The following is a 21683-nucleotide window of genomic DNA, read 5'->3' as shown; positions in this document are numbered from 1 at the left end:
GGTAACTCCCTCATGTATTACAAAAAAATATTGTTTGCTGCTAGGTTTGGCAGCGCTTGTAAGTCCTGTATATGCGGACATACTCGTCATTCTACCTGAATCGGGTACGATGGCGCGAGCGAGTCAAAGCATCAAACGCGGTTTTCTGAGTGCTTATACAGCATCTGGCAGTAAAGAAAAAATTATTTTTGTAGATTCAACTAAAAATAGTATCGATACGATTTTTAAGAAAAAAATAGATCACAACGTCCATTTGATTGTTGGGCCCTTACTACGAACTGAAATTGAAGAGGTGACTCAAATGAATCCTCAAATTCCAGTGCTTGCTTTAAATGATGTTAATACTCAAAGTGATAACGTATGGCAATTTAGCCTAGCAAAGCAACAAGATGCTGCAGCATTAAATCATCGTTTTCAAAAAGATCGCATCAAAAAGCTTTTTATCGTTCGAGAAACAGGAACTGAGTCAGCAACAGAACTTTTGCTTTCTGCACTAAAGGATCAATTTTCATCAGAAATAGAATTTGTTGATGAAGTACCACAAAAACGATCAAGTAAAGAAGGGGTATTATTGTTAGGGAGTCAACATTGGTTGGAACAATTAGGTACATTACCCGAAAAGAATATTTACGTCACACCGATGAGTATTGAGCAGGGACAATCTATTCCAATTGGTTTAAGTTTTTGTGATACACCCGCGCTATATAATGGGCAATGGGCAGATTTAATCGAACCCTATAAAAAACAACCAGAAACAATGGCATTTCAACGTTTATTAGCTTTTGGAGGAGATGCTTGGACGATAAGTCAACAGTTCTTGGAGCAAACTGGATAAGTGCAGTTCTCTTTTGTTGGGCGCACAGGTGCAATTGAGTTAAAAGACCGTAAAATCTACAGGCAGCCGTATTGTTACAGGCAGCAGAAAAATAGCATTGAAATTTTAAAATAAGATATGGGCACAATGGAACAACACAAACATCTTTTGGGACAATGGGCAGAACAGACGGCATTGCTATTTTTACAGTCCCAGCAGTATCAATATGTCAATAAAAACTACCATTCACGTTTTGGAGAAATTGACCTGATTGTCAAACGTGGAAATGAGCTGGTTTTTGTGGAGGTGAAAGCCCGTTCCGCAGGCAGTTATGCAGGGGCATGTGAAGTGATTTCGTATTCACAGCAACGTAAGATTATTAAGACGGCGCAGTTCTTTTTACAGAGATATCCCAATTATTACAATTTTGACTGTCGTTTTGATGTGATCTGTTTTGATTTTCCACAGAAACTTGCAAAAACAGTACAACCAGATTTTTCAAAATTGCAGTATGATCAGCAATGGATTAAACATGCGTTTACTTTGGATTGAGATACGGTTGAGTCATTTCAAGACAAGTGCAGTAGATTGAACAAGTTAGTGGATAGGGAGTCTTGCCAAGTGTTGAAACGTTTAACGATGACGTTGGTTTGCGTTGCAAGTTTATCGGGATGTGCGAGTTTTATTTCTGGTGGAACAGGATCGGCGCCTGTTGGTACAAGCAGTGGTGAACGTAGTCTAGGGCAGGTTTTTATTGATTCTTCAATCAAGCGTACTGCAAATATCAACCTATACAAACTAGACCATCGCTTTAAGCAGTCACGCATCAATATTGAAAGTTTTCATAGTAATGTTTTATTAACAGGGCAAGTTCCTGATCCTTATTTGAAACAATTAGCAGAAGACAATTTAAGAGCGATGAGTGATGTAAAAGCTGTGCATAATTACATTACTGTTGGTGATAAAGTAAATTACAACACGATTATGCAGGACTCTACTGTGACTGCAAATACTCGTGGTTTGCTAATGAGAGCGCCTGTTATATCTGACAGTAAAGTATTAGTTCATACTGAAAATGGCATCCTTTATGTGATGGGGCGTTTAAATACTGCTGAGATAAGAGACTTAGATGATGTCTTACAAAAAGTTGGTAATGTGAGTAAAATCGTGACACTGATTGATAATATTGATCAACCATCTGGAACGGTAGCAAGTGCTACAGCAGCAACACCGATGATTGGTGGTGCTTCAACACAACCTTTAGTTGAAACTCCAGTTGCAATTGATCCTGATCAGACTGAACCAGCGACTATTACTCCGACTAAACCCTAATCTATGAAGCAACTTATTCAACAAGTACAAGAAAATATTATACGGGCGAAAAACTTTTATCAGGAATTTCGCCTGTATGATTTAGCAAGCTATTCGATGAATTATCTGACGCCAAAGGATACTTTTGAAAAAGAAGAACATCTTGCTTATGGATTAAAAGCCAGAAATCGACTGGATCTTTATCGAACCAAGAATCCAAAGAAACAAAAACCTTTGATTGTTTTTGTACATGGTGGATCCTGGCAACATGGTAATAAGAGAGATTATTTATTCATTGGTGAAACTTTTGCTCGAGAAGGTTTTGATGTTGCTGTTATTAATTATCAACTCGCTCCAGAGAATATCTTTCCAGCATTTGTCGATGATCTAGCGCAAGCGATTCATTATTTGAATCAAAATAAAGTTAAATTGAATATTTCAACCGATAACATCATTTTGATGGGACATTCTGCGGGTGCCTTTAATGTGATGTCTGTGGTGTATTCTGCTCAGCCTCAGCAATTTAAATATACAGATAATATTAAGGCAATTGTTGGTTTGGCTGGCCCGTATCATTTTGACTATAAAAATGATCCTTTATCTGAACATGCATTTGATCCAAAAACATCGTACCAACAAGTGATGCCGTATTATTTTATTAATCCGAATAAGATTAAACATTATCTATTGATGGCTGAGAATGATCAGTTGGTTGGTAATCATAATAGTTTCGATCTTGATAAGGCATTGAGAGAAAAGGGTAATCATAGCCATGTGATGATTATTCCTAAGACTGGACACATTACCATTGTGGCGACTTTGGCCAGTTTTGTAAGTCATTACTTCAAAACCAAACGAACGATTTTGCATTTCTTAGATGAAGCTTTAGAAGATTAAATAAAAAAAGCATCTTGATTAAGATGCTTTTTTATTCTCAACGATTTGCATAATCATTGCATGTGCAATACTACCTTTAAATGGAATTTCAGGTAGTTGATCAAACTTAAAGAATTGAGCCTCGCTAATTTCTTCCACTTGTAATTGAATATCACCTGAATCATATTCAGCATGAAAAGCAATCATTAAATTACTTGGAAATGGCCATGGTTGGCTCGACATATAACGAATATTTTTTAGTTTTAAACCGACTTCTTCAAAAGCTTCTCGTTGTACAGCTTCTTCTAATGTTTCACCGACTTCAACAAATCCGGCAATTAGCCCGTACATATTACTTTTATTATGCGCCGATTTCGCAAGTAAGATCTCATCATCACCTTTGGTAATGATTGTAATAATACAAGGCTGAACGCGAGGATATTGATGATAGCCACAAGCTGGGCAAACCATTGCGTATTCTTTGGCGTGAATTTCAGTCATATGACCGCAATGGCTACAGAATTTATGATTACGTCGCCATTCTAATAGTTGGACTGCTCGACTGGCTTGAAGAAATTCTGTAGTTGACCATGACTGAATCAGTTCACGGATTGGAACGAGCTGATAGCCATCAGGAATGGCTTCATTTTCAAGTAGATCACGCGCAATAACGTGATCATTATGATTCAAGGGTAAATCACTTGCTAACTTTTCAACTTCTGGCAGTTGAAGATTTTGGTCGACTAGCAGTTTTTGGTGTTGAAAAATATAAGCAAGTGATAGTTGAGTCATTATGCGGCTATGTTTTGTAATTGCTGACTGCTTGATAATGCCACATCAAACATAGATTGCAATACAGGTTGCTTATTGTTTAGGTTATCAACGAGTAAATCTAAACCAGCAACAACATTTAGAATGCAGTTGATTTGCTCAGCATCAATCGCTTCGTTCTGATTCAAACGATGCTGTGCAAAATGTGCTGCGCCTAACAGTGCAGTTTGTTGAGCAGAGCTACCTAAGAATAACGCAGCGCCTGATAACTCATTCAGATATACAGGAAGGGCTTCTAATGTATTAGATGTTGGATCTTGTACATACGAACTTAAGGTTTGAGTCAATGTTTCAATCAAACTCTTAGTTTCAGTCAACAATGCTCGATGAGCTTCATCTAAGCGATCTAAAGAAATTTGCATATTGTTGACGCGTAATTGTAAACGACTGGAAGTGTAATTACGCTCTAAGATACCGATTGAATTCATCGATGCCAAAATGCTATTCATTAACTGTTGAATAGAAGTTGCATCAGTTAATGTATTCGGTTGACTCAATTTTTCAGCTTGCTGAGTTAATTCTTTAGCTGCTTCATTTAAGTTCAGTACCTTAAATACATTAGAAAGTTGAGTTAACTTTTGCTGTAGTTCTTGGGTTTTTTCAGCCGACATATTTTGATGGTTATACTCAATTTCATTACGAATTTGAGCCATTTCATTTGTTATTAATTGACTGATTGTATGTACCGTTTCATAGTCAGGACCGTATAAATGACGACTCAAAACTTGAAGTTGAGTATCACTGAGTAATTCATCACCAATGTTCAATTGTTGACGAATATGTTGTGATAAATCATCTTCTTGACTGATGCAGATCGTCAAAATATCTGCCAAATCAGCAATACTGTTTTGATAAGTTGTTGGTTGAGCCAAGAATTTTGCAATATTCGTTTCGATTTGAATAAGGGTACGTAAACGTGCTTCTGTAATCAAAAGCTCATCAATATGCCCTAAGCCTACATTGACCAATTGCCAATATTGTTGGCTCGGTAGATTGTTAGCTAAACCTGCAAGGTAAACACCAACGAGTTTAATTCCTTGTAAATCGATAGGAGATTCACTTTGTTTAATCAGCTTGTTTAAGCATAATTTATAAAGTTGGTGGATATACTTCGATTGTTCCAAACTTGGTGCTTGTGGCAAATTAAAGTTTGGTGTCATGAAATCCAGTAACGGTTGAAGCGTTTGACCTTCTTTAGTAATTGGCTTGCCTAAAGCTTTCTCCAAGCGATTAAGCGTATCAATTAAGAACTGAGGTACTTTGACTTCACGTAAACAAATAAACTCAATATAGCGTTTTAACATCGTTGTACCTTCACTGAGAGCAACGATATCGCTAGTTTTAATTTGTTGCGGTTGAGCCATGATTTGGCGCATAAGCTCAGCTGAATATTGAGTGATTTGTGCTAAATGAGGCATATCAATTAATGCAAGTACTTGTGTGCACTGTTCGAACTGATTAAGTGCGTCATCAATACCAAAAGGCAATGATTGTTCTTCGGCAAGCGTATTGACTGCTGTCTCCACCAATTTAATCGAATTGTCGATCTCATTTTTTATTATTAATAATGCAGTTGGGTCGAAATGAATCGAGGTTTGGTAAGACATATGACCTACACCTTTCCTAAGTTGTTATATCCATGAACCTCCTAGAATAGGAGGCAAAATCATTAACAGTTAATATAACTTAAGTTTGAAAACTTGAAATACAAAAAATTACGCTCAACAGCAAATTTATTTTGCAAAAAGGCAAGCGCTTCCATGTTTTTGCTCAAATTGTTTGACCCAAGTCTCATGTTCATTTAGTTCATGTTCTGATGGATAGATAATTGGTAAATCTACTTCGATACGAGAACGAGTGGTTTTATTTTGGTTTTGTTCATTTTGTGAAAGGGCATCCATATCAAAAGAAACTTGTCCACCCGTCATTGCGAGATAAACATCAGCCAAAATTTCAGCATCGAGTAACGCACCATGGAAGGTACGATCACGTGCAGGAATTTCATAACGGCGAACTAAAGCGTCTAAAGAGTTCTTTTGCCCAGGATGTTTATTTTTAGCTAAAGCCAGTGTATCTGTAACTTCGCAAACATCAGATAATAATGGCAGACCAACACGTTTGAACTCCATATTTAGGAAATTCATATCGAATGTCGCGTTATGCGCAATAATTTCAGCGCCTTGTAAAAAATTAAACAGTGTGTCGGCAATTTCTGCGTATTTAGGTTTATCTTGCAAAAACTCATCGCTGATACCGTGAATATCCTCAGAGTCACCTACAGGTTTTTCTGGATTGATATAAATATGAATTGAGCTTCCTGTAAGTTTACGATTGATCATTTCAATCGCACCAACCTCAATAATACGGTCACCATCTTGGAAATAGAAACCTGTAGTTTCGGTATCCAGAATAAGTTGGCGAGGGCCTTGTAAGTGTACTTTTGCCTCAGTAATAACAATCTGAGGGTGAACTGTCGTTGTTGATGTATTTGGGCTTATTGAGTGACTCATTACAGCTACATCAGGCTTAATTTCCTCGATACTGATCTCTTCGACTTCTTCAACCAAGTTATCAATATCTTCATCAAGGTCGAGACCAAATGGGTCATCTAATAACCAGTCAGATTCAGGCTTTTTTGTATCAGCGTTAGCCTGCACGAGAGATTTCATTTGTTGAGCCGTTTGTTCGGCACCGAGATTGGCCAATTGATCAGCCATTTCATTACCAGCATGTCCAGCATGCCCTTTGATCCAATTCCATTCAATTTTTCGGTTAGCGCAAACAGCATCCAACTTTTTCCATAAATCAGGATTTTTAACATCTTTCCAATTTTTCTTTTTCCAACCATGAATCCATTCAGTAATACCTTGTTTAACGTAATTGGAATCAGTCCAAATAATCAGATGTGCGTCTGTAGGGCAAAAACTTACACCTTCAATCGCAGCTTGCAGTTCCATTCTGTTATTGGTTGTTTCAGGTTCTCCGCCACAAAGTTTATGTTCACCTTGTTCGGTAATGATATATGCACCCCAACCACCTAAACCTGGATTGCCTTTACATGCGCCATCAACATAAAGTGTGATTGTTTGAGACATAGTTAAACCTAAAGTTAAAAGTTTGTGTTGTATTACGAGATTACATTCATAAAAAATGATGTTTTATTTGAATGTATATGGCTAGAGTTTAGCACTCTAGCTAGATAAGTTATATTTTAAAGCTTAATTCTGGTGTTGAGCGGTTACAAAACTCATATTTTTTAATTTCTTGTAACATTTCCATGCAAATCACGTTAAATTATTGCCTTGTCTAAGTGACATGCTTTACTACAATGGCAAATCAAAGAAATAAACTAGCGTGAGTTGACTGGAAGTTTTTATGTATAAATCGAACACATTGGTGCTGCAAACATCTGCAACATCATTATTCAAAATCACTGTACTCACTTCTGCTCTAACTGCGTTGGGAATTACGACAGGTTGTTCCTCAACACCACAATCAAACAAAGTATCATCAACTAAGCAAGTTGGTTCAGGTTATTTAGATGCAAGTAGTTTAGATTCTTTAGAAGATTTATTATCAGCTACTGATATGCGCGCTGTTGAAGGTGATCGTTTATTGGTACTGAAACACGGTGATGTGTGGAAGCGAATGACGGTTGGATTCAAAATGGATTTAAACCATTGGGATTCTCGTATTGAAGCACAACGTAGTTGGTTTATTTCTCGTCAACCATATTTAGATCGCTTAAGCGCGCGTGCCAGTCGTTATTTGTATCATACGGTTAAAGAAGCTGAACGCCGTGGTATGCCAACCGAATTGGCTTTACTTCCTGTTATTGAAAGTTCTTACGATCCAGCTGCAACCAGTAGTGCGGCAGCAGCGGGTTTATGGCAATTTATCCCAAGCACGGGGCGTATTTATGGTTTGCAGCAAACCAGTCTATATGATGGTCGCCGTGATGTGGTTGAGTCGACACGCGCTGCTTATGAGTTTTTAGGTAGTTTATATAATCAATTCGGTTCATGGGAATTGGCTTTGGCTGCTTATAACGCAGGACCGGGTCGTATTCAACAGGCGATTAACCGTAACCGTGCAGCAGGATTACCAACAGATTACTGGTCATTAAAACTTCCACAAGAAACCATGAACTATGTTCCACGCTTCTTGGCGGTTGCTCAAATTATTAAAAATCCAAGTGTCTATGGCGTAAGTTTGCCGCCTATCGCAAACCGTCCACACTTCCGTGAAGTTGGTTTAGCTGCACCTTTGGATATGAATCAAATTGCTTCAATTACAGGCTTAAGCCGTGCGGAATTGTATGCTTTGAACCCTGCTCATCGCGGTGAAACCGTTGATCCAATGAGCCCAATGCGTATTTTAATTCCTGCAGATTTAAGTCCGTCAGTCGATGCGAAATTACGTTCTGGAAAAGTAAGTTCAGGTGGTTTCTGGGCAAGCAATAGCCAACCACCTGCAATGAATAACAATACATCTAATGTCGCTACTACCACAGTTCGAACCAATATCAACTCAGGTCAGACGATTACACCGTCAACTAAGACACCACCGCCTTTAACGGCAAGTAATACAGTAGTAACGCGCCCAACAACATCAACGCTGACTAAAACCAATACACCACGAGGTTCTGATGCATTAGCTTCATTTGCTGCTGCTGCCGATGTACCTAGTGCCCCGCGTATTCCCGTTGCGATTACACCAGCGGAAAATGTAAAGCCAGTTAAGATTGAGCCACCGATTTCGGTTAAAGAGCGTGAACAAATTATTGCCGCTGTAAAAGAAACCGGCGAGAAGAAAACAGTTACTCAAGTATTAGAACCACAAGCGACACAAGCAGAAAAAGACCAAGTCGTTGCTGAAATTAAAGCAATTGCACCTCAAGGTACAGAAATTGTCGATCCATTTGATGGCAAGATTAAATTAACAGCAATTCAAACTAGCCAATCTGTTGCTGATCAGAAAGGCGTTGAGGTCAGCAAGGGCTTTGCTTATCCAAAGAACTTAGTTGAAGATGCAGCGACAGCAAATAGTGAAGATGCCAAACGCAATCAAGGAAAGCCGTATATTAAAACGGATACTGATGTTGTGGTGGTTGCACCGAAAGGAAAACGTAGCACTTATGTCGTGTTACCAGGCGATACCTTGGCTTTGATTGCACAAAAAAATGGTGTCAATTGGCGTGATATCGCAACGTGGAACCAGATTGATCCGATTGGAACCTTATTTGTAGGTGCAAGCCTGTATTTATATGATGCAAAACCACAGGTTGTTGAGGCTGCAAAAGTCGTTGAACGTAAACCTGAGAGTTATGTCGTACAATCAGGGGATAATCTTACCAATTTAGCAACCCGTTTTGATTTAACTTTAAAACAGTTAGCAGACTATAATAATTTATCAGTGACAGATAATTTATTTGTTGGCCAAAAACTAACGCTCAAAGAACCAAAAAACAATCCACGCAACACTCAATTAAACGCGCCACAACAGTCAGCTCGCACTGTCGAAAATAAAGCAACGACGATGCAAAAGGTAGCCACGAAATCTTATACAGTGAAGCGTGGCGAATATTTAAAACTGATTGCTGATCGTTATGCTTTATCTAATCAAGAATTGGCTGATTTAACTTCTGGTTTGACTGCAAGCAGCAATTTATTTGTTGGGCAAAAAATTAACGTACCGCTGCATGAGGTTTCAAAAACAGAAGAAACTGTCGAACCTAAAAGTGCGGTTAAATATGAAAATGTAACAGCATCAAGTCACTATAAGACAGAGTCCTATATTGTACAGCGTGGTGATACTTTATCGAGTATCGCAACAAAATCTAAAATTACATTGAGTGAATTGGCTGAACTGAATAACTTCAAAGCCAACAAAAGTGTTCGTTTAGGGCAAGTTTTAAAAGTGCCAGCAGGTTCAACGATTCCTGAGCAATATGTCGTGCAATCTGGTGATAGTCTTAATGCGATCGCAAATAAATATCAGCTTACTGTGAATTATATTGCTGATCTAAATGGTTTGGAGCGCACAGCAGGTGTTCGCGTTGGACAAAAGCTAAAACTCACAGGTGATGCACCAAGCAAAAATAATCTCAGTGCAAATAGCAAGTTAAAAGAGAAAGAGCGTGAAGAAACTGCACCAGATGTTTATACCGTAAAATCAGGTGATACTTTAAGCAACATCGCGAGTCGTTATTATTTACAACTAGATTATGTAACTGCTTTAAATGGTCTATCTCGTGGTAGTAGTGTTCGTGTTGGGCAAAAGCTAAAACTTACGGGTGATGTACCAAAAGCTGAATCAGCAAAATCTGAAAATAGTAAAAACAGTGCTAAGTCTACGCCAAGCAAGAATACTGAAAAATATACGGTGAAGGCGGGTGAGTCTCTAAATAGTATTGCGAACCGTTTTGGATTGTCTGGTCGTGAATTGGCTGAGTTAAATGATTTGAAAGCCAATGCAAGTTTGCAACGTGGTCAAAGTATTTTAGTCCCTAAAACAGTGACTGAATACAAAGTAAAACGTGGTGATACTTTGATTGGTCTAGCAAGTAAATATGGTATGGACACCAATGCATTTGCTGAAATGAATGATCTCACTCCAAGTACACAACTACGTATTGGCGATGTGATTAAAGTTCCAAATCTGTAATTAGGGATGAATCAATTTGTTTTAGTTAAAAGGCTTAGTCTATTCTGTGGGCTAAGCCTTTTTGCTCAGTTCGTATGTGCCACCATGCAGACGACGCCTTATTTAGCCATGCATGTTCAACCCAAATATGCAAAGTTAAATGCGATGCCTTATGCCAATCCGAATGCACCTAAAGGGGGAATGCTCAGTCAATCTAGTTTAGGCACATTCGATAATTTAAATAGCATGAATGGCAAAGGGAGTTCTACGGAAGGTGTAAATTATCTTTTTGATAGTTTGATGGATCGCGCTTTAGATGAGCCACGCGTCATGTATCCATTATTAGCTGAGAAAGTGAGTTACGATCCTGATCATCTTAAAGATGTGATCTTTCATTTAAACCCTCAAGCCCGTTTTAACAATGGTCAGCCCTTGACCGCAGAAGATGTTAAATTCACCTTTGACACTTACCAAACCAAAGCCAATTTAGGCTTTCAAATGTATTTGTCTGATTTAGCAAAAACAGAAGTGATTTCTAAGTATCAGGTCAAATTTATTTTTAAGTCCAAGAATAATGTGGAAATGCCACTGATTTTGGCGAGTCTACCGATCTACTCAAAATTGGATTGGAAAAATAAAGATTTTACACGTGTGACATTGCAACCGATTGTAGGTTCAGGGCCTTATATTGTTGAGCGAATTGATGCAGGGCGGAGTATCACTTATAAACGCAGTCCAAACTATTGGGCCAAGGATTTGCCAGTCAATAAAGGACGGTATAATTTTGATCGACTCAAATATGTGTATTATCGAAATTTAGATGTTAGTTTTGAGGGTTTTAAATCTCGCCAATTTAATTTATATGAAGAAAAAAATATTCGTAATTGGATGACAGCTTATCATTTTCCCGCCGTGCAAGCAGGTCAGATCAAAAAATACAAAGCACGTTTGGGGACACCGCTCGATATTCAAAGCTTGGTATTTAATATTCGTCGTTCACCACTGAATGATATTCATCTTCGTAAAGCACTTACGTATGCTTATGATTTTGAATGGCAAAATAAAGCTTTATTCTTTAATCAAAATCAGCGTTTACAAAGCTATTTCGATAATACTGATCTGGCTGCAACAGGTCGACCCAGCGCCGCAGAATTAAAAGTCTTGAAACCTTTCTTCGCTCAACTAAATCCAGTCATACGACAAGGTGTGTTAGCAGATTGGCATTATCCTGTTTCTGATGGTAGTGGTTTCAATCGCCAGAATTTATTGGTTGCACAAAAGATTTTAAAAGATGCTGGCTATGTGATTCGTCGTAATCAATTATATGATCGGCAGGGTAAAGCGGTTCGTATTGAATTATTAATGCAGCAAGAAAACCCACAACGTGAGTTGATGCCTTTTGTGCGTAATTTGAATCGTTTGGGAATCCAAGTTAACCTCAGACAGGTGGATGTTCCGCAATATGTGGAGCGAATCCGTCATCAGGATTTCGATATGATGATGTTGAAATTGCCACAGACATTGACACCCGGTAAAGAGCAAGCCCAGTTTTGGGGGAGTGCTGCTGTGGATGAAGCAGGAAATTATAACTATTCAGGGATAAAGAACCCTGCAATTGATCAAATGATTAACAAAATTGTCGCCGCAAAAACCCGAGAAGAAGTAGTCTTGTATACTCATGTCCTCGATCGTTTATTGCGTGCAGGGTATTATCAAATTCTGACCTATGGTAAACCTGAGCGATGGTTTGCTTATTGGGATATCTATCAGCAACCGAAAATAAAACCGAAACTTTCTGTAGGATGGGAATATTGGTGGGTGGATCGTGTAAAAGCTAATAAACTCGATCAACCAATACGAAAATCTGACTTAAAATAATGAAGGATCTTATGAGATGGTTCACTATATTCTGAAAAGAATGTTATTGATGATCCCGACATTATTTTTCATTGTGTTGATTAACTTTATTATTGTCCAAATTGCGCCAGGTGGACCTGTCGAACAAGCCATTCAGCAAATTCAGAATGCACAAGGTTTAGGTACAGGAGCAAGCGCTTCATCTAGCCTAAGTAACTTGGCGCAATATCAGGGCGCACGTGGGCTCAGTCCTGAAATGATTGATAAAATTAAAGCACAGTATGGTTTTGATCGTCCTGCACATGAGCGTTTCTGGTTGATGATCAAAGGCTATTTAACATTTGATTTTGGTACAAGCTTTTTTAAAGATAAACCTGTTACGCAATTGCTTTATGAAAAACTGCCTGTCACTTTGTCTCTAGGGTTGTGGAGTACCTTTCTGATTTACCTGATTGCGATTCCATTGGGCATCAAGAAAGCCAAAAATAATGGTTTGCTGTTTGATCAATCGACTTCGTTGTTGCTGGCGGTGAGTTATGCCATTCCATCTTTTGTTTTTGCGATTCTACTCATCGTTTTTTTTGCAGGTGGGAGTTATCTACAGTGGTTTCCATTACAAGGACTAGTTTCTGAAAACTTTAATCAGTTAAGTTTTTTCGCCAAAATAAAAGACTATCTATGGCACATGAGTTTGCCGATTCTGAGTATGGTATTAGGGAGTTTTGCTGCACGAACCTATCTGACCAAATATTCTTTTGTAGAAGAATTAAAGAAACCGTATGTTCTGACGGCACGATCAAAAGGTTTAAATGACAATCAGGTACTTTATGGGCATGTTTTTCGTAATGCCATTTTAGTGGTGGTTGCAGCTTTGCCCGAAGCATTGGTGGGTATTTTCTTCGTCGGTAACTTATTTATCGAGATCATTTTTAATCTCGATGGGATTGGCTTGTTGGGTTTTGAAGCAATCACCCAACGTGATTATCCTGTAATTTTTGGAACTTTGTTCTTATTTACCTTATTTGGAATGATTTTACGTTTAATTGGTGATTTGCTTTACCAAATGATTGATCCTCGGATTGATTTTGAAGCGAGGGTTGGAAAATGATGTCACCTCTGATGCGCGCACGATTTCACCGTTTTAGACAAAATAAATTGGGCGTTCGTTGTCTCATTCTATTTTTAATCATTTTTATTTTGTCATTATTTGCTGAGATTATTGCTAACGACAAACCTTTGTTGGTTCGTTATCAGCAGTCTTTTTATTTTCCTATTTTTAAAGACTATCCAGAAACCACGTTTGGTGGTGTCTTTGAAACGGCAACAGATTATCAAGACCCTGCGGTAAAACAACTAATTCAAAATCAAGGCTGGATGATTTCTCCACCCGTTGCATTTTCTTATCAGTCACCAAATCTTTCGCTTACTGTACCAGTTCCCTCCAAACCGAGTTCACAAAACTGGCTTGGAACGGATGATCAGGGACGAGATGTATTTGCTCGTATTCTCTACGGTTTGCGTGTTTCTCTCCTATTTGGCTTTGCTCTGACACTTTGTTCCGCCGTGATTGGTGTTATTGTCGGTGCAATTCAGGGCTATTACGGTGGTTGGATCGATTTAATTGGGCAACGTGTCTTAGAAGTATGGGGGGGGTTACCTATGCTTTTTATCGTCATGATTTTGGTCAGTATGTTTAGCCCTAGTGTCTATTGGTTGTTTTTGATCATGTTGTTGTTTGGTTGGACAGAATTAGTGGGTTTAGTCAGAGCAGAGTTTTTGCGTGCCCGAAATTTTGATTATGTTCGTGCGGCTCAAGCCTTGGGTGTTCGTGATCATCAAATTATTTTTAAGCATATTTTACCCAATGCCATGAGTTCTAGCTTGTCGCAAATACCTTTTATGTTGACCGCCAATATTATTGCTTTAACTGCATTAGATTTTCTGGGTTATGGTTTACCACCAGATGCTGCTTCACTTGGGGAGCTATTATTACAGGGTAAAAATAACCTAGATTCACCTTGGTTGGTACTTTCAGGATTCTTTACTTTAGCAATTGTACTTTGTTTACTGATTTATATCGGGGAGGCGGCGCGTGATGCATTCGACCCAAGACGATAATACGCTTTCAAATCCAGCTTTATTAAGGGTTAAGCAACTCAGCATTCACAATGAAACAGGACATCGTCTTGTGAAAGATTTGAGTTTTGATGTTTACCCTGCACAGACTGTTGCGATCGTGGGAGAAAGTGGGTCTGGTAAATCAATCAGTGCTTTGGCTTTATTGGGATTGTTACCTAATAATCTAACAGTACAAGGACAGGTTGAGTTTGCAGGTCAGGCGCTGTTGTCTTTAAATCCAATTCATTTACAGCAGATTCGAGGCAAGCGGATTGCCATTATTTTCCAAGAACCAATGACTGCATTAAATCCTTTGCATCGTGTAGAAAAAATGATGGCTGAAAGCTTGATTTTACAAGGTGTTTCTACAGTGGATATTCGACAACAGACGCTTTCTTTATTGCAGGATGTTGGGATTGCTGAAGCAGCGCAAATTCTTAAATGCTATCCACATGAGTTGTCGGGTGGGCAACGACAGCGTGTGATGTTGGCGATGGCTTTGGCTTTAGAGCCAGAGGTTTTGATTGCGGATGAACCAACAACAGCTTTGGATGTGGTTTTACAGACGCAAATTTTAGCTTTATTAAAAAAACTGCAACAGCAACGAAATATGGCGATGATTTTGATTAGCCATGATTTAAATCTGGTTAAGCAATATACAGATCATGTGGTCGTGCTGAATCAAGGTCAGGTAGAAGAGCAGGGTAGTACGACTGAAATTTTTACACATCCCAAAACTGCATATACACGAAATTTACTCAATCACGACTTTGGACAAGCTCTATCGCTAACGCCGAGCGAGACATTACTTGAACTAAAAAATGTCACGGTCAAATATCCTATCAAACGTGGTTTATTGAACCAAATTAAAGCGTATAAGGTCGCAGCGGACTCAATACATTTCAATTTGTCCAAAGGCGAGGCTTTGGGTATTGTTGGTGAGAGTGGTTCGGGAAAATCATCATTGGCTTTAGCGATTGCACGTTTTATTTCAAGTGAAGGCGAAATTTGCTTGCAGTTTCAAAACTTAAATCAACTCAATCAAAAACAACTTCGCCCCCTACGCCGTGATTTTCAAATTGTATTTCAAGATCCATTTAGTAGCCTAAATCCTCGGATGTCTGTTGAACAAATTATTGCGGAAGGGCTTCACCTTCAAAATATTACTAAGCAACGATCTGATGAGGAAATTGATGACGTTTTAACGAAAGTTGAACTCTCTTTGGAGGATAAAAACAAATATCCGCATCAACTTTCAGGTGGTCAACGACAAAGGGTCGCACTGGCACGCGCTTTAGTTTTAAAACCGAAGCTGATTATTCTAGATGAACCAACTTCTGCCTTGGATCGAGTAACACAACGTTCAATCATTGCGTTGTTGCGTCGTTTACAGCAACAGGAGCAGATTAGTTATTTATTTATCAGTCATGACTTGCAAGTCATTAAAGCCTTGTGCCAAAAAGTTATGGTGATGCATCATGCGAAAGTATTGGAATATCAAGCAACAGCACTTTTATTTAGTCAGCCTCAAACAGCGTATACCCGTCAATTGATTGCCGCGAGCGAATATTAGCATTGAAATTAAATTGACATATGATATTGTCAGTTTATCGGAAGAACGCTTGACAGTTACAATAATCAGATTAAATTAGGGCAAATACTCTAATTGAGACAGAGGATGACCATGAGTCAGATTGCAGACAGTATTCAAATTCGTAATACCACATTTAAAAACCGCATTATAAAAGGGGCAATGAGTGAAGCACTTGCTAATCACGAAGGGCAGCCAAATGAATTGCACATAGGCTTGTATGAGGCATGGGCAAAAGGTGGTTTAGGTTGTGCGATTACAGGCAATGTCATGGTCAATATTGCTGCCAAAAATGAGCCTGGTGTGGTTGCGATTGAAACTGAACGTGACTTAGCAAAATTAAAGCAATGGGCTGATGTTGGTAAAAAATATGGCATGGTGCAATTGATTCAATTGTCTCACCCTGGTCGCCAATGTCCAAAAGGTTTGAATAAAGAAACTGTTGCGCCATCGGCAGTTCCTTTTAGTCCAATGCTTGCAGCAATGTTTGGAACTCCTCGAGAACTTAAACATGAAGAAATCTTAGATATTATTCAACGTTTTGCAACAGCCGCAGCAGTGTGTGAAAAAGCAGGATTTGAAGGTGTGCAGCTCCATGGGGCTCATGGTTATCTGATTAGCCAGTTCCTATCTCCATTAACCAATAAACGTACCGATCAATGGGGTGGTTCGATTGAGAATCGTATGCGTTTCTTGGTTGAAATTTATAAGGCTGTCCGTGCTGCAACATCAGAAAACTTTATTATTTCTGTGAAACTTAATTCAGCTGATTTCCAACGTGGTGGAATCACAGAAGAAGATGTCATTACTGTATTCAAAACCATTGATGAAGCTGGTATTGATATTATCGAAATCTCAGGTGGTACCTATGAAGCACCTGCAATGGCAGGTGCTAAAGCTGAATCACGTAAAGCCAGTACCATTGCACGAGAAGCGTATTTCTTAGAATTTGCTGAAAAAATTCGTCAGCATGTGGCGTGCAAATTGATGGTAACGGGTGGTTTCCGTACAGTAGCAGGAATGAATGCAGCACTTCAAAGTGGTGCATGTGATTTTATTGGTATTGCTCGACCACTTGCAGTGGAAACGGATCTTACTGATCGTTTAATTGCAGGCAATGATGTACGTTATGCCGTGAATAAAATTAAAACAGGGATTCCTTTTGTCGATAAAATGGCAATCATGGAAATTATTTGGTATGCGGCACAATTTAAAGCGATTGGGCAGGGTAAAAAACCAAATCCTAAATTGTCACCTTTAATTGTGTTTTTGAATTATGCAAAAGGCAATATCAAGGCTGTTGTTAAAGGTCGGGTGAATTCGCGTAAATCGGCATAACTGAATTACCACGCCATCGTACAATAAGATTGAAACGTAGAAGCAGACCATTGTCCTTTGATTAAAGATTTTTTAAAGGCTGGTCTGTTTTCTATTTGAGCTAAATAACGCTGTATATGTTTACATTCATGGTTGTTTTGTGCGCAAGCGAATAATGGAAACCACATCAAAATATCTGCAACCGCAAATTGATCCCCAACAAACCATAAATGATCTTTTAAATACTTATCAATCATGGTCATTTGTTGCCGTAACGATGGATTTAAATAGCCTTGATCAAATCCATATTTTAAAAATTTTGAAACGAAGCGAACAGGAAATGGTGTACGTTGTACAATTTGGTGAAAAATTTGTTTGAGTAGCAGATCGGGGATAAAGGTCGCCTCAGAATAATTCTTCCAATAATAAAAATCTGGAAGCTGATGAATGAATAAATGTTGTTGTCCCCATTGAGGGTATAAATGAGAGAAGTAATCAATAATCGCTGAAGTTTCGGCTAAGATAAAAATTTGCTCTCGATTTATTATTTCAACAGCAGGAAATTTCGATAATTGATGCGGTGAATTTTTCTTTTGATCTGTGTTTGAATGGTGGTTGATGACTAACTCGTAGGGAAGTCCTAATTCTTCTAAAAACCAAACGATGCGCTGAGAACGTGAATTTTGTAAGTGGAATAAACGGATTTGCATATTAGGTTTAAATTTATGGTTTTGATCTATTTTTAGTATAGGGTAGAAAATATGCTAAGAATAATAAAATAGATTTTTCAAAATAATTATTTTGTAGCAGCTCTATTTATAAAGAACCAATAAAAAAAGCCACTGTCTTAAAGATGCAGTGGCTTTTTTGAATTTGGCGTCCCTACGGGGATTCTTATTTCTGATTTAAAATATTGTTTTATATAATAAAAGTAAATTAATAATATTTTTTATACCGTCAAATATACCGTTATAAAATCACGATAAGTTTTTCCAAATTGAAAAGGGTATGGTCTGAAAAGTTCTTTAATTTAGCAATAGCTAATGTAACTGCTATGTGTTTTTTTGTAAGATAAACGGGTAATCCTCCCATAAATAACTGAATTTAAAAGTAGAGGTTAAGCAGCCATCAAAGGTGGTTTGCCTCCGTTAGCTTGATGTGGTCGTTCATGATTGTAGTGCCACAACCACTGTGTTGCATAATCTTGTACTTGCTCCAATGTATCGAACAAATGTTTACTCACCCAACTATAACGCATTGTACGATTGTATCGTTCGATATAAGCATTTTGTTGTGGCTTGCCTGGTTGAATATATTCAATACGGATACCATGCTCAGCTGCCCAACGTACGAATTCGTGGCTGATAAATTCAGGTCCATTGTCGCAGCGAATCACAAGCGGTTTGTCTCTCCATTCGAGCAATTGGTTAAGTGTACGAATGACGCGCAGTGCAGGCAGTGAAAAACCTGCTTCAATCACTAAACCCTCACGTCGATAGTCGTCAATTACGTTAAGCAAACGGTAACTTCGTCCATCACTTAACTGATCATGCATAAAATCCAATGACCATACTTGATTTGGATGAGTTGGTTCCTTCAATGGTTCAGGTACATGTCGTTTTAATCGTCTTCTTGGTTTGATCCGCAGATTCAATGCCAGCTCACAGTAAATACGGTAAACACGCTTATGATTCCAACCACACTTCTCAATATGGCGTAGATAAGAGAAGCATAGCCCGAAGCCCCAATCTGTATTTTCTTCGGTGAGTTCAATCAATTGTTCTGCAATCAGTGCATTGTCATCGTTCAATTTGGACTGATAACGGTAGCAGGTTTCACTGATACTAAATGCACGGCAGGCCAAACGAATACTGACGGCATGATCACCAACGGCTTGTTGTGCCATCTGACGACGACAAGATGGCTTTACCACTTTTTTGACATGGCTTCCTGAATGATTTCAGCTTTAAGCCGCTCTTCAGCATACATCTTTTTTAGCTTGGCATTTTCGGCTTCTAGTTCTTTCAATCGAGTAATTAATGAGGCATCCATGCCGCCATATTTAGCCCGCCATTTGTAAAAAGTCGCATTACTCATACCATGTTCACGGCAAAGGGTGGCAACAGGCGTGCCAGACTCCGCTTGTTTCAAAATAGACATAATCTGACTGTCAGTAAATTTAGATGTTTTCATGCAGAATCTCCTGCTTTGATCTTAAGAGAAAATTCTACTTTTACATCCTTTTATTTTTAGGGGGGATTACCGGAGGAGTATGTCTTTTAGCCCCCATACCACTCCGCTTTCCCACCCATCCCACCCCTTAGCAACTAATTTAAGGTGAGTAGAGAAATTGAAACCAATAGGTAAGGATGTTTTTCGCCCTCTGTTGATTTATACATAAAATTATAAATATCTAGTTGGTTGAATACTTCCGAATTGCTTTGCTTTGACTCGCTTGCAATTGATCCAGATGTTGATATCTAGCAAATCAATTAGGAAGTTTAAGCAAGGCTCATAACTTAATATTGATAGTTAAAAAACTAATTGGTAACTAAAGAAAATTTATTGTAAAATTAATTAGATAAGAAATATGGATTATGTAATGAATCATATTAATGATTACGAGTTATTGTGGAACTATTTTCAAATTCACTCCCAACAAAGGATGAGTGTTTTTAATTTTTATATTGTAATAACGATAGCAATGTTTTCATCATTTGGTTTTTTTATTAGTGAGAAAGTCTACGTTTTTGGTTGTCTCATAAGTATATTAATCGTTGCTGTAAACTTCAGTTTTTTTAAGTTAGATGAAAGAACCTCATTTATGATAAAAGAGGTAGAAGAGAAATTAAGAGAATGGGAACAAAAGAACATAGAAGAAAAATATAGAATTTTTAGTGATGAGGAAAAAAAATTCCAAGCATGCAGAAGCATAAGTACCTATTATATTGACCTAGAAAAAAAATATACATATGGTGAAATTTTTAGATTTACTTTTAGGATTTTTACATATTTATCAATAGGTTGTTTCTTTTTTAGTTTGTTGGCATCAATGAGTTTAATCGGTATTCTTAAATAATTTCATGGACATACTTAGTTAAAAAATCGAATAAAATTTCAGTTGACGTTAATATTGCATATTCTTGAGCAATATCAGCTTTATTTGGATCAGCGAAATCACAAACAGATTTAAGAGCGAAAAATTTTGGTTTCTTTAGTTTATCTGCCCAATTAGCAGCAGCAAATAATCCATATATTTCCATCTCGACGGCTAAAGTGTTTCCATCTTGATCTAAGATCTGCTCAATAGTAATTCCATCGGCTAAAACTGTTGAACCTGAGGCAATATTACCAAATCTAATTTCTGGTGAAGCTTGAGTGAGTGACCTAAACTTCTGTTTTTTAAGTGATTTTATGAATGTTTTATTGTTTCTTTTATAAGCAATTAATGAAGATCTAATATCTATATCACCTTCAATATAATGAGGACGGCTCTTTAAAATTGAAAAATTATTTTCGGGATCTAGAATTAGTTTCCCACTTTGATAATTCCAAACGTTATCAGCAAATATGATATCACCAAAATTTGTTTTTTGCGGAACCCCTGCACATATACCAATCATACATAATAATTCAACCTTAAATTTTGAAATTAACCTACTTGTATAAACTGCTGAAGCAACCATACCCATTTGATCAATGGTACATAAAATAACGTTTCTATGAATACTATTCTTATCGAGGAATGAACCTTTTGTATAAACGATACCATCAATTGTCATTGCTTGTTCCCATTTCCATGGCTTATTTAAAAGGTGTAAGGTTTCTTTTTCAAGAGCACAAACAATAAGTATTATGGGAACATTAGAGAAAATAGTATTAGTAGTTGAGGTGGTTCTACCTAATTGAATTGAACGTTTATATTCACAGTGAGAAATTATTGTATTCATCCATTTGTCAGTGTGTGCTTCATAAAGTATAATACTCCAAGACATTTCAGTGAAAATGGATTCATTACTTTCAATTAAAGAAATATTAGAACTAACACCAATAATATTTTCTGGTCTTTTAATAGTGTTGTCAATTTTAATTCTTTCTAAAAGATCTAATGAGCTATTAATATCAGTAGCTCGTTCATGAGTAAAATTAGGTAAAAATAAATCAATGATTAATAAGTCATAGTCATATTTTTCAAGATATGTAGTGGTATCAGTAACCGAGCTTACTACATTAATGTCAGTTTTAGATATACCTAAACCATATAAGCGGTTGCATAGATTAGTATAATTTGGAGGCTGTTCAACAGCAATTAAAATTTTCATA

At 37.7% G+C, this 21683-nt stretch carries 16 protein-coding genes and 1 pseudogene; 11 read left to right on the top strand and 6 right to left on the bottom strand.

Annotated elements, in window-relative coordinates; all coding sequences use genetic code 11:
* Positions 1-16 precede the first annotated feature (16 nt).
* From F908_RS03775 to F908_RS03760, 4 genes and pseudogenes are all read left to right on the top strand, one after another.
* Positions 17-949: pseudogene (locus tag F908_RS03775) on the top strand (penicillin-binding protein activator).
* A gap of 12 nt (positions 950-961) precedes the next feature.
* Positions 962-1366 (top strand): YraN family protein, encoded by a 405-nt coding sequence (locus tag F908_RS03770; protein WP_034602630.1) that lies wholly within the window; start codon positions 962-964, stop codon positions 1364-1366.
* Between the two features lie 69 nt (positions 1367-1435).
* Positions 1436-2146, top strand: coding sequence for a BON domain-containing protein (locus F908_RS03765; protein ID WP_005157796.1), 711 nt, complete (start codon positions 1436-1438; stop codon positions 2144-2146).
* Positions 2147-2149: 3 nt separating this feature from the next.
* On the top strand, positions 2150-3022 hold the full coding sequence (locus tag F908_RS03760; protein WP_005157795.1) for an alpha/beta hydrolase: 873 nt from the start codon (positions 2150-2152) through the stop codon (positions 3020-3022).
* An 18-nt stretch (positions 3023-3040) separates the two neighbouring features.
* On the opposite strand, the gene nudC is transcribed toward F908_RS03760, so the two are convergent.
* From nudC to dnaQ, 3 genes are all read right to left on the bottom strand, one after another.
* Positions 3041-3793: an NAD(+) diphosphatase gene (gene nudC, locus F908_RS03755; protein WP_005157794.1), complete on the bottom strand. Its 753-nt coding sequence runs from the start codon at positions 3791-3793 to the stop codon at positions 3041-3043.
* Positions 3793-5439 carry a hypothetical protein gene (locus F908_RS03750; protein WP_005157793.1) on the bottom strand — a complete coding sequence of 549 codons (1647 nt, stop codon included), beginning with the start codon at positions 5437-5439 and terminating at the stop codon, positions 3793-3795. The genes nudC and F908_RS03750 overlap by 1 nt, the downstream gene beginning before the upstream one ends.
* A 126-nt stretch (positions 5440-5565) precedes the next feature.
* A complete protein-coding gene (gene dnaQ / locus F908_RS03745; protein WP_005157782.1) occupies positions 5566-6927 on the bottom strand; it encodes a DNA polymerase III subunit epsilon in 1362 nt (453 codons plus the stop codon).
* Between the two features lie 280 nt (positions 6928-7207).
* On the opposite strand from dnaQ, the gene F908_RS03740 reads away from it, so the two are divergent.
* From F908_RS03740 to F908_RS03715, 6 genes are all read left to right on the top strand, one after another.
* On the top strand, positions 7208-10498 hold the full coding sequence (locus F908_RS03740; RefSeq protein ID WP_005157775.1) for a lytic transglycosylase: 3291 nt from the start codon (positions 7208-7210) through the stop codon (positions 10496-10498).
* A 6-nt stretch (positions 10499-10504) separates the two neighbouring features.
* Positions 10505-12355 carry an extracellular solute-binding protein gene (locus tag F908_RS03735; RefSeq protein WP_005157773.1) on the top strand — a complete coding sequence of 617 codons (1851 nt, stop codon included), beginning with the start codon at positions 10505-10507 and terminating at the stop codon, positions 12353-12355.
* A gap of 16 nt (positions 12356-12371) precedes the next feature.
* On the top strand, positions 12372-13442 hold the full coding sequence (gene yejB, locus F908_RS03730) for a microcin C ABC transporter permease YejB (RefSeq protein ID WP_005157771.1): 1071 nt from the start codon (positions 12372-12374) through the stop codon (positions 13440-13442).
* A complete protein-coding gene (locus F908_RS03725) occupies positions 13442-14452 on the top strand; it encodes an ABC transporter permease (protein ID WP_034602650.1) in 1011 nt (336 codons plus the stop codon). Before yejB ends, F908_RS03725 begins: the two co-directional genes overlap by 1 nt.
* Positions 14430-16025, top strand: coding sequence for an ABC transporter ATP-binding protein (locus tag F908_RS03720; protein ID WP_005157767.1), 1596 nt, complete (start codon positions 14430-14432; stop codon positions 16023-16025). The genes F908_RS03725 and F908_RS03720 overlap by 23 nt, the downstream gene beginning before the upstream one ends.
* 111 nt (positions 16026-16136) lie before the next feature.
* On the top strand, positions 16137-17381 hold the full coding sequence (locus F908_RS03715; protein WP_005157766.1) for an NADH:flavin oxidoreductase/NADH oxidase family protein: 1245 nt from the start codon (positions 16137-16139) through the stop codon (positions 17379-17381).
* Positions 17382-17386: 5 nt separating this feature from the next.
* Here F908_RS03715 and F908_RS03710 read toward each other — a convergent pair whose 3' ends face one another.
* Positions 17387-18070: a glutathione S-transferase gene (locus F908_RS03710; protein ID WP_005157763.1), complete on the bottom strand. Its 684-nt coding sequence runs from the start codon at positions 18068-18070 to the stop codon at positions 17387-17389.
* A gap of 407 nt (positions 18071-18477) precedes the next feature.
* Positions 18478-19553, bottom strand: a protein-coding gene (locus F908_RS03705) for an IS3 family transposase (protein ID WP_155756594.1) whose coding sequence is annotated in 2 segments (ribosomal slippage) — positions 18478-19301 and positions 19301-19553 — 1077 coding nt in all. Because the reading frame shifts where the segments join, the coding sequence is not laid out codon by codon here.
* A gap of 409 nt (positions 19554-19962) precedes the next feature.
* Here F908_RS03705 and F908_RS03695 point away from each other — a divergent pair.
* Positions 19963-20439: a hypothetical protein gene (locus tag F908_RS03695; RefSeq protein ID WP_005157757.1), complete on the top strand. Its 477-nt coding sequence runs from the start codon at positions 19963-19965 to the stop codon at positions 20437-20439.
* Here the strand turns inward: F908_RS03695 and F908_RS03690 are convergent.
* Complete coding sequence (locus tag F908_RS03690; protein WP_005157754.1) at positions 20432-21682, bottom strand: 5'-methylthioadenosine/S-adenosylhomocysteine nucleosidase family protein; 1251 nt, start codon at positions 21680-21682, stop codon at positions 20432-20434. The genes F908_RS03695 and F908_RS03690 overlap by 8 nt on opposite strands.
* Position 21683: the final 1 nt, after the last annotated feature.

The organism is Acinetobacter sp. NIPH 284 (assembly GCF_000369425.1).
Lineage (GTDB): Bacteria > Pseudomonadota > Gammaproteobacteria > Pseudomonadales > Moraxellaceae > Acinetobacter.
The sequence above is the reverse complement of the archived record's forward strand: the minus strand, read 5'-3'. Positions and strand labels throughout refer to the sequence as shown.

Excerpts from the sequence above, each read along its gene's own strand:
- F908_RS03725 (WP_034602650.1), top strand. The coding sequence starts at position 13,442 with ATGTCACCTCTGATGCGCGCACGATTTCACCGTTTTAGACAAAATAAA.
- F908_RS03710 (WP_005157763.1), bottom strand. The coding sequence starts at position 18,070 with ATGCAAATCCGTTTATTCCACTTACAAAATTCACGTTCTCAGCGCATC.
- F908_RS03695 (WP_005157757.1), top strand. The coding sequence starts at position 19,963 with ATGAATCATATTAATGATTACGAGTTATTGTGGAACTATTTTCAAATT.
- nudC (WP_005157794.1), bottom strand. The coding sequence starts at position 3,793 with ATGACTCAACTATCACTTGCTTATATTTTTCAACACCAAAAACTGCTA.
- F908_RS03750 (WP_005157793.1), bottom strand. The coding sequence starts at position 5,439 with ATGTCTTACCAAACCTCGATTCATTTCGACCCAACTGCATTATTAATA.
- F908_RS03720 (WP_005157767.1), top strand. The coding sequence starts at position 14,430 with ATGCATTCGACCCAAGACGATAATACGCTTTCAAATCCAGCTTTATTA.
- F908_RS03740 (WP_005157775.1), top strand. The coding sequence starts at position 7,208 with ATGTATAAATCGAACACATTGGTGCTGCAAACATCTGCAACATCATTA.
- F908_RS03770 (WP_034602630.1), top strand. The coding sequence starts at position 962 with ATGGAACAACACAAACATCTTTTGGGACAATGGGCAGAACAGACGGCA.
- dnaQ (WP_005157782.1), bottom strand. The coding sequence starts at position 6,927 with ATGTCTCAAACAATCACACTTTATGTTGATGGCGCATGTAAAGGCAAT.
- yejB (WP_005157771.1), top strand. The coding sequence starts at position 12,372 with ATGGTTCACTATATTCTGAAAAGAATGTTATTGATGATCCCGACATTA.
- F908_RS03760 (WP_005157795.1), top strand. The coding sequence starts at position 2,150 with ATGAAGCAACTTATTCAACAAGTACAAGAAAATATTATACGGGCGAAA.
- F908_RS03690 (WP_005157754.1), bottom strand. The coding sequence starts at position 21,682 with ATGAAAATTTTAATTGCTGTTGAACAGCCTCCAAATTATACTAATCTA.
- F908_RS03735 (WP_005157773.1), top strand. The coding sequence starts at position 10,505 with ATGAATCAATTTGTTTTAGTTAAAAGGCTTAGTCTATTCTGTGGGCTA.
- F908_RS03715 (WP_005157766.1), top strand. The coding sequence starts at position 16,137 with ATGAGTCAGATTGCAGACAGTATTCAAATTCGTAATACCACATTTAAA.